11 protein-coding genes are annotated in these 12,869 nt (G+C 69.0%); 6 read left to right on the top strand and 5 right to left on the bottom strand.

Annotated elements, in window-relative coordinates; genetic code table 11:
- Positions 1-166: 166 nt before the first annotated feature.
- The 3 genes from AB1L88_RS13340 to AB1L88_RS13330 are packed head-to-tail and all read left to right on the top strand — an operon-like array spanning position 167 to position 4,181.
- A complete protein-coding gene (locus tag AB1L88_RS13340; RefSeq protein WP_367097161.1) occupies positions 167-1,246 on the top strand; it encodes a glycosyltransferase family 4 protein in 1,080 nt (359 codons plus the stop codon).
- On the top strand, positions 1,243-3,048 hold the full coding sequence (locus AB1L88_RS13335) for a lipopolysaccharide kinase InaA family protein (protein ID WP_367097160.1): 1,806 nt from the start codon (positions 1,243-1,245) through the stop codon (positions 3,046-3,048). The genes AB1L88_RS13340 and AB1L88_RS13335 overlap by 4 nt, the downstream gene beginning before the upstream one ends.
- A gap of 59 nt (positions 3,049-3,107) precedes the next feature.
- The gene (locus AB1L88_RS13330) at positions 3,108-4,181 is read left to right on the top strand and encodes a hypothetical protein (protein WP_367097159.1); all 1,074 of its coding nucleotides are present in this window, start codon (positions 3,108-3,110) and stop codon (positions 4,179-4,181) included.
- Here AB1L88_RS13330 and AB1L88_RS13325 read toward each other — a convergent pair.
- From AB1L88_RS13325 to AB1L88_RS13315, 3 genes are all read right to left on the bottom strand, one after another.
- Positions 4,171-4,533: a 4a-hydroxytetrahydrobiopterin dehydratase gene (locus AB1L88_RS13325; RefSeq protein ID WP_367097158.1), complete on the bottom strand. Its 363-nt coding sequence runs from the start codon at positions 4,531-4,533 to the stop codon at positions 4,171-4,173. The genes AB1L88_RS13330 and AB1L88_RS13325 overlap by 11 nt on opposite strands.
- An 80-nt stretch (positions 4,534-4,613) precedes the next feature.
- The gene (locus tag AB1L88_RS13320) at positions 4,614-6,194 is read right to left on the bottom strand and encodes an ABC transporter permease/substrate-binding protein (protein WP_367097157.1); all 1,581 of its coding nucleotides are present in this window, start codon (positions 6,192-6,194) and stop codon (positions 4,614-4,616) included.
- A complete protein-coding gene (locus AB1L88_RS13315; protein WP_367097156.1) occupies positions 6,191-6,970 on the bottom strand; it encodes an ABC transporter ATP-binding protein in 780 nt (259 codons plus the stop codon). Before AB1L88_RS13315 ends, AB1L88_RS13320 begins: the two co-directional genes overlap by 4 nt.
- Positions 6,971-7,268: 298 nt before the next feature.
- Here AB1L88_RS13315 and AB1L88_RS13310 point away from each other — a divergent pair, with 298 nt between their 5' ends.
- The 3 genes from AB1L88_RS13310 to AB1L88_RS13300 all read left to right on the top strand — a co-directional run bounded on the left by AB1L88_RS13310 (position 7,269) and on the right by AB1L88_RS13300 (position 9,913).
- Complete coding sequence (locus AB1L88_RS13310) at positions 7,269-8,348, top strand: alpha/beta hydrolase (protein WP_367097155.1); 1,080 nt, start codon at positions 7,269-7,271, stop codon at positions 8,346-8,348.
- Between the two features lie 37 nt (positions 8,349-8,385).
- Positions 8,386-9,198 (top strand): carbon-nitrogen hydrolase family protein, encoded by an 813-nt coding sequence (locus tag AB1L88_RS13305; protein ID WP_367097154.1) that lies wholly within the window; start codon positions 8,386-8,388, stop codon positions 9,196-9,198.
- 217 nt (positions 9,199-9,415) lie between these two features.
- On the top strand, positions 9,416-9,913 hold the full coding sequence (locus AB1L88_RS13300; RefSeq protein WP_367097153.1) for a VanZ family protein: 498 nt from the start codon (positions 9,416-9,418) through the stop codon (positions 9,911-9,913).
- Between the two features lie 44 nt (positions 9,914-9,957).
- Here AB1L88_RS13300 and AB1L88_RS13295 read toward each other — a convergent pair whose 3' ends face one another.
- Both AB1L88_RS13295 and AB1L88_RS13290 read right to left on the bottom strand, forming a co-directional pair.
- Entirely contained in the window at positions 9,958-10,758 is an 801-nt protein-coding gene (locus AB1L88_RS13295) for a DUF1080 domain-containing protein (protein ID WP_367097152.1), read from the bottom strand.
- Positions 10,759-10,772: 14 nt separating this feature from the next.
- The gene (locus AB1L88_RS13290) at positions 10,773-12,869 is read right to left on the bottom strand and encodes a substrate-binding domain-containing protein (RefSeq protein WP_367097151.1); all 2,097 of its coding nucleotides are present in this window, start codon (positions 12,867-12,869) and stop codon (positions 10,773-10,775) included.

Below are 12,869 nucleotides of genomic sequence, written 5' to 3'. Positions count from 1 at the left end.
TCGGGGGAGGGGGGCGGGGATCGGCCGGCCCGGGAATCGGCGGGCCGCGGGGCGGCGGAGACTCGCCTTGGCAAGATCGAGGGTTCGGCTATGATCGCGGGCAACCGCCGATCGAGCCCGTCTGCGAGACGGCGGGCCGACTCGTTGTTCCGTCAGGGAGGACGGCATGAAGGCCCTCGCCCTGGTCGAGGCCCCCGACCACGTCTGCTGCCGATACCGCGTCCGGGCCTTCGCCGAGGCCCTGGCGGCGGCCGGATGGTCGTTGACCATCGAGGGGCTGGCCCGGGGGGCACTCGCGCGGCCCGGGCAACTGCGCACGGCCCGGCAGTACGATGCCGTGATCCTGCAACGCAAGCTCCTGAGCCCGTGGGACCTGGCGGTGTTGCGGCGATCGAGCCGCCGCCTGGTCTTCGACCTCGACGACGCGGTCTTCTGGCGCGATTCGTACCACGCGAAGGGGGTGCGGAGTCCGGCCCGCGAGCGGAGGTTCGCGAGACTCGTCCGCCAGGCCGACGCCGTGACGGCAGGGAATGACTTCCTGGTCGGCCGGGCCTTGCTGGCCGGGGCCGACGCCGAGGCGGTGCGACGCCTGCCGACCTGCGTCGATCCGAAGCCGTGCCCGACGCGGACGCATGGGGCGGGGTCGCCCGCACGCCTGGTCTGGATCGGGTCGTCGAGTACGTTGCGGGGTCTGGAAGAACGACGGGGCCTTTGGGACCGGATCGGCCGGGAGGTGCCGGGGGTGGTGATGCGGATCATCTGCGACCGCGTGCCCGAGTTCGGCGCCCTGCCGGTCGAGTTCGTCCCCTGGTCGGAGGCGACCGAGGCGCAGGCTTTGGCCGAGAGCGACATCGGGATTGCCTGGACGCCCGACGACCTGTGGAGCCGGGGCAAGTGCGGCTTGAAGGTCTTGCAGTACCTCGCGGCGGGCCTGCCGGTGGTGGCGAACCCGGTGGGGGTCCATCCGGAAATGATCGCACAGGGGCATTCCGGGTTCCTGGCGGCGACCGATGACGACTGGGTCGAGGCGGTGGCGCGGCTGGTCGGCGATCCGGGCCTGCGGGGGCGGATGGGGGCCGAGGCGAGGGGGATCGTCGAGGCCGATTACGCGGTGGATCGCTGGGCCTCGGCGTTCGTGGAGGCGGTGACGGGGTCGTCGGGAGGCATGCCGGCGCGACCGCATTTCGATGCGATCGGCGGCGGGCGGTCGCTCCCCTCGGGCCGGGTCGAGGGGGCGGGACGATGAGCACGGTCGATCGCGGAACCGGGTCGCGGCGGATTGCCGCCGACCACCAGAAGGCACACGGCCCGGAGGGGCGGATCTTCCAGCCGCCCGACTGGGTGTGGGCCCATGCCGGCGAGGTGGGCTGGTGGGTCCGGCCCGACTGGCGATCGGTCTTGCTGACGCCCGAGGGGGCCTTGCGGATCGAGGAATGGCGGGCGGACGGCCAGGTCGAGACGATCAAGACGGGGCCGCACCGGATCGTGTCGAGGGTGGCCCTGCCGACCGGGCCGGTCTACGTGAAGGAATTCCTCGTGCCGACCTGGCGGGAGGTGCTGCGCCAGTGGTTCCGCCGCGGGAAAGGGCGCAACGAGGCGAAGCAGGCGAGGAAGCTGGCGGCGATCGGCGTGCCGACCATCCGGCCGGTGGCGCTGGGCGAGCGACGCATTCGGAAGTTCCTGTTCGAGAACACGCTGATCTCTCCGGAGATCCCGGACGCGATCCCGCTCGATCGGTTCCTGCGCGAGGCCTTGCCGACGATGGATCGGCGGCGCGCGGTGACGGTCCGGCATCGCCTGACCGAGGCGCTCGGTGCCCTGACGGCCCGCCTGCACGCGTCGGGGATGAGGCACGACGACTTCCACCCGGGGAACGTGCTGCTGCGGCTCGACGAGGGAGACCGTCCCTGGCTGGCGATGATCGACCTGGATGCGATGCGAGTGGGCAAGCCTCTGGGCGCGAAGGCTTCGGCGGCGAACCTGGCGCGATTGAACCATGCGTCGCTCCTGCTGGCGACCCGGACGGATCGACAACGGTTCTTGCGGGCATACGTCGAGGGGCGCGGCGCGGTGATCGGCGACCTGGGGCCGTTCACGAAGCGCGTGGTGGGCCTGACGCGGCGGTGGGCGGAGCGACTCTGGAGGCGTCGGGCGCGGCGCTGCGTGGGATCGAACACGGATTTCCAGGCAGTCCGGGGGCGGGACCGCTGGGCGGTGGCCTCTCGGGCGATCGACCGGGAGACGTTGGATCGCCTGACGGGAAACCCCGACGGGCCGTTCGCCGATCCGGATGCCGTGTTGCTCAAGCATTCGAGGACCACGACGGTGGTCGAGCTGACGCTGCCGGTCGACGGGGTGCCGACGCGGGTCGTCTACAAGCGTTTCAACCGGAAAAAGAGGCTCGAAGCGTTGCTGACGGCGGTCCGGCCGTCCCGGGCCTGGCGGGCCTGGCGGGCGAACCACCACCTGAGGAGCCGGGGGCTGCCGACGCCGCCGGACCTGCTGGTGATGGGGCGCGACCACCAGGCGGGGCAGTTCCGCGTGCCGTCGGGGCCGAGCGAGACGTACCTGATGACGGTGAAGGCCGAGCCGTCGGTGACGTTGAGCGATTACCTGATCGCGGGGCTGCCCGGGCGGCCCGAGGGGGATCGGATCGCCGCCCGCCGCCGCCTGGCGGGGGCGCTGGGGAGGCTGCTGAGGGATCTGCACGACCGGTGCTTATCTGATCGGGATCTGAAGGCGTCGAACATCCTGATTGAAGGGGACCCCGATGCGATCCGGCCGCAGTTGAGCCTGATCGACCTGGTGGGAGTGCGACTGATCAGCCCCCTGCCGAGGAACCGCCGGGTGCAGAATCTGGCCCGATTGCTGGCGAGCCTGGCCGAGCATCCCGAGTGGACCCGGACCGACTCGCTCAGGGTGCTGCGGGCCTACCTGCCGCAGCACGAGGCGGCGGCCGGGCGCTGGAAAGGCGTCTGGAGGCAGATCGACCGGCGCATCCGCCGCAAGCGGGCCCGCAACCTGAGGCGGGGGCGACCTTTGTCCTGACCCCCGCATCTCCCCCTGATTGAGCATCTCTCGACCACAACCCGACGAAGGAGGCATCCATGACGCAGAACTCGTTGACGCAAGCACGTTTCGTTTGGAAGCGTCGCGGTGGGGGCCTCCCGGGCGTGGTGGGGCTGGCGGTCGTCGTGCTGCTGGGCGGGTGTTCGACGCTGGCCAACCGGCACGGGGGGGCGAGCACGTCGGGGAATCCGCTGATCCCGACCCGGTATCAGGCCGAGGTGGGGGCGTTCCGGGTGGCCTCGAACCTGCCGATGAGCGAGGATGACCCGGCCTTGCTCGCCCTGGCGGGGCTGCAAGGGCGCCTGGAGCGGGTGCTCGGCGTCCGGGTGGGTGAGGATGAGCCGCCGATCGACGTCTACATTCTCGATGACGACCAGGCATTCACGACCTTCTTGACGTTCCACCACCCGGAATTGCCCAATCGCCGGGCGTTCTTCCTGGCGGTCGGGGACGTGGCCGCGGTGTACACGGCCAGGGGGACGCACCTGGAGGAGGACCTGCGGCACGAGGCGACCCACGCCCTGCTGCACCGGGCGGTGGGGCACCTGCCGCTCTGGCTCGACGAGGGGTTGGCCGAGTACTTCGAGGTGGAGCCGCAAACCTTGCCCGCCGAGGCGGTCGCGCGGTTCCGCAAGCTGGCGGCCTCGTACCGCGAGGGGTGGCGACCCGACCTGGAGCGGCTGGAGTCGGTCGAGAATGTCGCGGTGATGTCGCCGACCGACTATCGGGAGGCCTGGGCCTGGTCCGTCTTGCTGCTGCACGGCCCGCGTCGGCAGACATTGGTGACGCACCTCGAGACGCTCCGGACCGAGGGGGAACGGGCCCTGTCCATCTCGGAACGGTTGCGCAACGACCTGCCGCAACTCAATCGGCAGTTCCTGGCCCAGGTCTCGCCGGGGGGCCGGGGGGACGCGACGCGGTTGACGCGGCTGCAAAGCCCCCCGACCTCCTCGCGATCGGCGCCGAGCGGCGGCGGGGCGCTGGGCACGCCCCGGGTGATCGTCATCGAGCCGACCGAGGCCGGGCGACCCTTCGCGGTCGAGCCGCCGAGGGGCCCGATCGGCCGGTTGCGGGAAGGGATCGGCAACTTCTTCGACCGGCTCATCCCTTGAGTTCGATCGGGAGCTGATTGATCTTCGCCGCGAGGATGAAATCATTCTCCGAGAGGCCGCCGATGGCGTGGGTGGTCAGCTCGATGGTGATCTTCCGGTAGCCGACGAGGTGCAGGTCGGGGTGGTGCCCGTCATCCTCGGCCAGATCGGCGACCGCGTTGATGAAGGCCATCGCGGCCTTGAAGTGTTTGGCCGTCCACTCGCGGCGGATGAGCTTGCCGTCGGGGGAGATCGACCAGCCCTCGACCTTCTCGACCAGGGCGTTCGCCTCGTCCGGGGAGAGCGGGGGGACGCCTCCCTCGCAGGGGAGGCAGCGTTTTCGGGTCAGTTCCTCGGCGCTGGTGGGTGTCATCGGGATCGGCTCCGTGGGGCGCTTGAAGGTCCGGGATCGACGGGATTGATGGCATTGATCCGAATCGGTCAACGCGCGGGTCAGGGGGGCGTTGGCCGAGCGATCGCGGCGCGCAGGTCGCTGGCCGCCGCGTAGGGTGGCTTCTTGTCCTCGTCGCGATCGACGAGGGAGTTGGCGAATCGCATCCGCTGATCGTCGATCGATTCGATCAAGGGGGTCAAGGCGGTGACGATGTCATCGCGCTCGGCGGCCTCGGGAGAGAGCAGGAGCAGGGCATCGTAGGGGGGGATGGCGCCGAGCGGGTCGTCGAGGAGCACGAGGTCGTAGGTGTCGATCCGCCCGTCGGTGGTGAAGGCGGAGATGACGTCGACCTCGCCCCGGTAGGCGGCCTCGTACATGAAGGTCGAGTCATACGTGACTTCGCGTCCGAAGTCGAGGCGATAGCGTTCTTGAATGGCGAACCATTCGGGGCGTTCGAAGAACTCGTAATCGCCGCCGATCTTGAGCGACGGGGCGTGGCGGGCGAGGTCGGCGATGGTCGTGATGCCGAGGGCCTCGGCCTGGTCGCGCCGCATGGCCATCGCATAGGCGTTCTCAAATCCGAGGCGGCCGAGGGTGCGGATGCCCAGCTCGGTCGAGAGCCAGGTGGAGACCTCGTCCAGCACGGTCTCGCGATCGGCGGAGCCGGACCGATTCATGGCATTGGCCCAGATGGTCCCGCTGTAATCGACGAAGACGTCGATCTCGCTCCGGGCCAGGGCATCGAGGCCGACGCTCGACCCGAGGCTCTCGTTCCGACGCGCCGGGATGCCGGCATCCAGAAGGACCTGCTCGAACAGGGATGCCAGAATATACTGCTCCGTGAACGTCTTCGCGCCGATGCCGACCTGGTCGGACCGGTTGACCCCGCGCCAGTGGGCCAGCAGGGTCGGCGCCACGAGCCCCCCGCCGAAGACGAGGGCCAGGGCCAGCATCGAGGCGACGGCCAGGGCCCGGCGACGCTCGGCGGTGGCCTTCTGCAGGGCGCCGATGAGCACGTCGAGGATCACGGCGAGCACGGCGGCGGCGACGCAGCCGAAGAGCACGGCCACGCGGTTCCGGGTCTGCAGTCCGCTGAAGATATAATTTCCGAGCGATCGCTGGCCGATGGGGGTGGCCAGGGTGGCCGTGCCCACGACCCAGACGGTGGCCGTCCGCAGGCCGGCGACGATGACCGGGGCGGCCAGCGGCAGCTCGACGCGGAGGAGGGTCTGGCGGGGGGTCATGCCGATCCCCTTCGCGGCCTCGGTCAGGGTGGGGTCGACCCCGAGGATGCCCGTCACCGCGTTGCGGACGATGGGCAGGAGGCTGTAAAGCGAGAGGGCGAGGATCGTCGGGTAGAAGCCGAAGAAGGAGAAGCCGGTGCCCACGGTGCGCTCGGCCAGGTCGCTGAGCATGGCGAGCAACGGGACCATCAGGGCGAGCAGGGCGAGGCTCGGGACCGTCTGGATCACGCCGATGACGGTCAGGACCGCGTAGCGCAGCCGAGGCCGACGGGCGATGAGGATCGAGAGCGGCAGGCCGACCAGCACGCCGATCGCCAGGGCGATGACGGTGATCTTCAGGTGGTGCGACAGGTTCAGGGGCAGGATTTCCAGCTGCCGGGCGAGGTTCTGGTTCATGAGGGGCTCCCGGTCTGGCCGATCAGGTGCCCGAGCCGGTCGGCCTGGCGCCGGGGGGTCTCCATGAGCTGGGCGACGTAGGGGTCGCTCGGCTCGGCGATCAGGTCGGCGGGCTCGCCGAGCTGCCGGAGCGTGCCGCTGCACATGACGGCGATCCGGTCGGCGAGCAGGAGCGATTCGGTGATGTCGTGCGTGACCATGACGGTGGTCAGGCCGAGATCCCGGTGGATTTTCAGGTATTCGAGCTGGAGGTGGTCGCGGGTGATCGGGTCGAGCGCGCCGAACGGCTCGTCCATCAGGACGATCTTGGGCCGACCGGCCAACGCCCGGGCGATGCCGACCCGCTGCCGCTGGCCGCCCGAGAGTTCGGCGGGGGGTCGGGAGCGGTAGGTGGCCGGGTCGAGCTGCACGAGCGCGAGCAGCTCGTCGACGCGGTCGGCCCGATCGGCCCGGGGCCAGCCGAGCAGGCTGGGGACCATCGCGATGTTCTCGGCGACGGTCAGGTGCGGGAACAGGCCGATCCCCTGGAAGACGTAGCCGATCTGGCGGCGGAGCATGACCTGATCGACCGAGGCGATGTCGCGGCCGTCGACGACGATCGACCCCGAGGACGGGGTGATCAGGCCGTTCATCATCTTCAAGGTGGTCGTCTTGCCGCTCCCGGATTCGCCGAGGATGACCAGGAACTCGCCGGCCCGGACGCCGAGGTCGAGGTCGAGGACCGAGTGCGAGAGGCCGTCGTCGAAGGACTTCGAGACGGAGGCCAGCGCGATCATGAACGTCGGATCAGCGATGATACGGACTCCTTCGGCGGCCGGGGCCGATCGAGCGGGGCGGGGGTCGGCGGGGCCGGCTTGGACTTGATCAATACCAGCCTGGATCGTATGGTTTCGCCCATCGTGGAACAAGCCGGGATCGATTTGCGCGATCGAGTCGGGACAGGGAAGGCCCATTCGAAACGTTGCGATGCGCATGAGAGCGGAACGGATTGCAGGTCGGTTGCGGGGCGGCAGCCTCGTCGTCGCGACGCTGGCAGCCTGCGTGTTGGTGGTCGGGATGTCCGGATGCGCCTCGATGAGGCGATTGAACGTCAACCGCGACCTGCGCCCCTGCACGGACGGATTCGCCCAGACCGCCGACGGCTGGATGCTCGGGATCCGCCACTATCACCCGGAGCGGCCCGACCCGGACAAGCTGCCGGTCGTGCTCTGCCACGGCCTCGGCCTGAACGGGACCTTCTGGACGATCACCGACGGCCACCTGCCGTCGAAGCTGATCGAGCGGGGGTATGAGGTCTTCGTGGTCGACATGAGGGGATCGGGCGGGAGCTATCGGGACGGGACCCTCGGCTGGGTGAACTCGGGATTGCGCCAGACCTTCATCCCGGAGCTGGGGAACGACGAGTGGACGATGGACCACCAGGCGTTCTACGACGTCCCCGCGATCCTCGACTACGTGCAGCAGCAGACCGGGCGGTCGCGGGTCAACTGGATCGGCCACAGCCTGGGCGGCATGCTCATGTTCGCATTCCTGGAGAAATCAGACCAGGCCGAGCGGATCGCGAACTTCGTGGCCATGGGGAGCCCGGCGTGCGTGGCGAAGTCGACGGAATCGCAGCGCATGCTGCGGGCGAACCGGGGGCTCCGCATGCTGATGATGGCCATCAGCACCGGCCGCATCGCGCGGCCGATGTCGATCGCCCGGCCGCCGGGGCTCGACCAGATCGACCGCTTCTACTACTCGGCCGACAACGTGGACCGCGAGACGGTGAACCGCTTCTACGGCTCGACGCTGGAGGACCCGGGGCCGGGGGCGCTCAAGCAGCTCGACACGTACCTGGCGACCGGCCGGCTGATGTCGGCCGACGGCTCGATCGACTACTTCGCCGGCCTGCCCGAGGTGACGACGCCGACCCTGTTCGTCGCCGGCGACGGGGACATCCTGGCCGACCTGCACTCGAAGTGGCGGACCTATCAGGAGCTCGGGAGCAGCGACAAGACCTTCCTGCGGTTCGGGCGATCTGAGGGTCACGTGGCCGACTACGGCCATTGCGACCTGGTCTGGAGCCGTCACGCGACGAACGAGATCTTCCCCGAAATCATCGACTGGCTCGAACCGCGACAGTCCCGCGTGCAGGCCAGCCCCCAGCAGTGAGGGGATTTGAGCCGAGCTCGCCCCAGGGAGGTGTTGCATGTTCCTCGCCGCGGCCGTGCAGATGAATGCGACCGCCGACCCGTCGGCGAACGAGGATCAGGTGGTCCCCCTGATCGAGCGGGCGGCGGCCCATGGGGCGCGCTTCATCGCCACGCCCGAGCACACCCGGATGCTCGCGCCGATGGCGGAGATGGTCCGGCTGGCCGAGCCGCTGGGCGGGCCGACCTGCCGGCGGTTCGGCGCTCTTGCGCGGCGGCTGGGGGTGGTGCTGCTGATCGGCTCGATCAACGAACGCGGGGGCGACCCGGACCGGTGCTCGAATACGAGCGTCCTGTTCGGTCCGGACGGGGCGATTGCGGCGGTTTACCGGAAGATCCACCTGTTCGACGTCGATCTGTCGGATACGGTGCGGTCGAGGGAGTCGGACCGGGTGATCCCGGGGTCGGACCCGGTGGTCGCAACGACGCCGCTGGGGAGGATGGGCCTGTCGATCTGCTACGACCTGCGGTTCGGGAACCTGTATCGGCGCCTGGTCCGGGACGGGGCCGAGGTGCTCTGCGTGCCGTCGGCGTTCACCCTGACCACCGGCCGGGCACACTGGGAGGTCCTGCTGCGGGCGAGGGCGATCGAGTGCCAGGGCTTCGTGATCGCGCCGGCCCAGTGGGGGCGGCACGAGGACGACAGCCTCCGCGAGACGTTCGGCCATGCGATGATCGTCGACCCGTGGGGCCAGGTCCTGGCCACCGCGGCCGATGGGCCGGGGCTGGCGCTGGCGGAGATTGACCTGGAAACGGTCACCCGGATTCGACGGGCCGTCCCGGTGAACAACCATTTCCGGACCGATCTCTGATTCGTCGCGATCGTAGCGATCGCACCAATGCTGAGGGCGATGCGAGTTCGACCGCCGGCTCGTGCCGGGCGGGCGGTCGAGGATTGGACGCGCGAGGGGAGCGCGGTCGAACTGATGGAGGGCGATCGTCCACGGTTACGATCGACCGACGGTCCTGGGGGCAGGGGGATCACCGTGGTGGTGATGGCCCGGCCGCCGGTCGCTCGGGGGCGATCCGATGCGCCTGCTTGCGCGAACAAGCGTCATCAGTGCCTACATCGCCGGGCTGATTTACGCGACCCTGGTCGTGAGTCCGCAACCCAACCCCGAGCCGAACCCGGAACTCTTGCGGACGATCGCGGCGTGCTGGGCGATGGGCGGTGAGACGATGGTGGTCAACCTGCTCGGGAACCTCGCCCTGCTGGCCCCGCTGGGGATCATCGGCCCCTGGTTCTGGGGGGCGGCGAAACGGTGGGAACTGCCGGGGGTGCTCATCGCCGGTTTTGTACTGAGCGTCAGCATCGAGGCAACGCAGTATGCCTGCGGTCACCGGATGGCCGATGTGGATGATGTCCTGCTCAACACGATCGGGGCGGGGCTGGGATGGGGGCTGGTGAGAGGCGTCGACTCGGTGTGCCGGGCCGGGACCGAAGGGGCGGTGTGGCTGGTGGGGGGGAAGCCGGCCCGAATGGGGATGGGGGTGCGACCATCGACCCAGGCGATCGCTGATCGTTGATCTCCCGAGCGACCGGGAGATCAACGATCGTACAATCGTTCCGATCAGTCGAGCGGCAAGACTTCGATGCTTCGGAACTGGGTCGGGTGGCTCTCGGCCTGGATGGCGATGTGCCCCGCGGTCAGGACGAGGTCGTCCCCCTCGATGAGGCGCCGGGCGTCGGGGTCGTCGGGGTCGAGCTGGGGCTTCTCGTATTCGAGGACGAGCTTGCCGTCGACGAGGTGGCGGATGACCTCGCCGCCGCGGACCTCGATCTCGACGGTGACCCACCGGTCGCCCCGGTAGGTGTCGGACGAGGAGTCGGTGCAGTGGCGGGTGAGCAATTCGCCGTCCATGACGACGTGGGTGCCGGGGGTGCAGAGATTGGCCGTCGGGCGTTCGCCTTCGTCGGCTCCACCAAGGAGCTGGACCTCGATCGAGACGGGGAAATCCTGATCCCTGTCCATGCTCGCGGCGGGTTGGGAATGGAGCATGAGACCGTTGTTTCGAATGGCCCAGCCCGGCCCGCCGGGGCACTGGTCGCCGACGAAGCGATACTCAGCGCGGAGGCGATACTTGGAGAAGGATTGATCGGAAATGAGGTGGCCGAATCGATTATCGAAATCCTCATAATCGTCATAGGAGACGGTGAGCAATCCATCGACCACCTGGAAGGTGTTCTTGAAGTTGTCTCCGGCGTCTGACCCGGCGAATTTGGGGGTCCAGCCCTCCAGGTCGGTGCCGTTGAAGAGGGGGATCCAGGCCTCCTCGGGCGTGGGCTCGTCCGCGATCGAGGGGGCTGAGGGCATCCCGCCGAGGGCGAGCGCGAGCATGAACGCGATGGTCGGAGCGACGGAGCGTGACATGATGGGCCTCGGGGTCAGAAGTCGAACTGGTCGATGTTGTCGGTGGTGAAGATGAACGGCTCGCCGAGGAGGATGTTGTCGCCCCGGAGGCTGACCGGGCCGAGCCGACCGGCGTCGAACTGCTCGTCGCCGGGCGAGAGGGTCCCTTCCTCGAGCGCCTTGGCGGCCTGGACGGTGAGGTAGCCGAGGTCCATCGAGTTCCAGAGGATGACCGCCTCGGTGATCCCCTCGTGGACATAGCGGCGGTTGTCGTTCGGCAGGCCGAGGCCGATGACCTTCACGTCGTCGCGGCCCGACTGCTTCACGGCCTCGGCCGCGCCGGGGACGGCGGGGGTGCAGATGGCCATGATCAGCTCGACATCGGGGTAGGCGTTCATGATGTTGTTCGCCTCGTCGTAGGCCTTCTGCTGGAGGTCGTCGCAGGGGCGGAGCACGGCCATCTCGATGTCGGGGTACTCCTCGGCGCGGCGCAGTTCGATCTGTTCCTGCCAGGAGATCATGTTGGCGGCGGTCAGCGAGGCGGTGATGATGGCGAACTTGCCGGAGCCGCCCATGATCTCGGCGGCGGTGTCCATCAGGGCGCGGCCGATCCCCTCGGGGGTGGCCTGGTTGACGAAGAAGGTGCGGGCGTCGGTGGCGGCGTCGGCGTCCCAGGTGATGACCTTGATGCCGCGGTCCTGGGCCTTCTTGAGGACCGAGGCGATGCCGTCGCGATTCTCGACGGCGACGGCGATGACGTCGACCCCCCGGGTGATCCAGGTGTCGATGATCTGGTTCTGGCGGGCGGGGTCGGGGTCGGTGGGCCCGTCCCAGATGAGGTCCACGCCGAGTTCCTTCGCCGCCTCCTCGGCCCCCTGGCGGCAGGCGATGAAGTAGGCGTTCCCCTTGCTCTTGGGCATCATGGCCACGGTGATCGGCCGATCGGCGGGGCGCGCGGCCTGGCCGCCGGCATCGGCAACGGCCCCACCGGGGCCGACCAGGCGATCGGTGAGCGATCGGACGACATAGATATTACTGGCCGCGATGATGACCCCGGCTGCGAGGATCACGCCGCAGATCACGGCCACCTGCGAGTTCTTCACGGTCCACTCCCCTTCGGAATCGACGTTGGATTGATCGTTCAACGGTGGCGTCCGGGCCGGCCGGCGATCGAGGCCGATGGCGGCCAGCAGCAGCACGCCGGTCAACACCCCCGAGAGTTCGCCGGGCTGGTCGGCCAGCCTCATCCCATTTTGCAAGACGGCGATGGCGAAGAGGCCGAGCAGGGTGCCGAGCACGCTGCCCCGGCCGCCGAAGATCGACGTGCCGCCGAGCACGACGGCCGTGATCGCCAGCAGTTCGTAGCCAAGCCCGGCGTCGGCCTTGGCCTGGCCGAGGTGGGAGACGTAGATGATCGCCGCCAGGCCGGAGGCGGCCCCCGAAAGTACATAAACACTGAAGACGAGCCGATCGACCCGGACCCCGGCATGGCGGGCCCCCTCTGGCGAATACCCGATCGCGACCAGGCCGCGGCCGATCGTGCTGCGATGCAGGAGCACCCAGAAGCCGACCGCCACGGCGAGGAAGATCGGCACCTGGGTCGGGATGCGGTCGAACACGTATCCCTGGCCGAGGAACAGGAACGACCCGGGGAACTGGGTGAAATTATCGACGCCCCCGGTCATCCCCTCGGCCAGGCCTCGGAACAGGGAGAAGGTGCCGAGCGTGACGATCAAGGGAGGGATGCGCAGACGCGTGATCAAGACGCCATTCAACGATCCGGCGAGCGCGGCGAGGGCCAGGGTCAGGGCCGCGGCCACGGGGATCGGCAGGCCGGCATCGCGCCAGAGTTTGCCGAAGACGACGGCCGAGAGGCCCATGAGGGAGCCGACGGAGAGGTCGATTCCGCCGCTGACGATGACCGGCGTGAGGGCGACGGCGAGCAGGCCGATCTCGACGCTGAGGCGAAGGACCTCGAAGCCGTTGGCGATCGTGAAGAAGTTGGTCCCGATCAATCCGAAGATGATCACTTCCACGGCCAGCAAGATGAGAAGGGCAACCTGGGCCGGTTCCAGCGCATTGGGCCGGGGGAGGCGATCGCCGCCGCTGGTGGATTCGGTGGTCATGGCCAT

Source organism: Tautonia sp. JC769, from assembly GCF_040717455.1.
GTDB lineage: Bacteria > Planctomycetota > Planctomycetia > Isosphaerales > Isosphaeraceae > Tautonia.
This window is presented reverse-complemented; position numbering and strand designations above follow the sequence as displayed.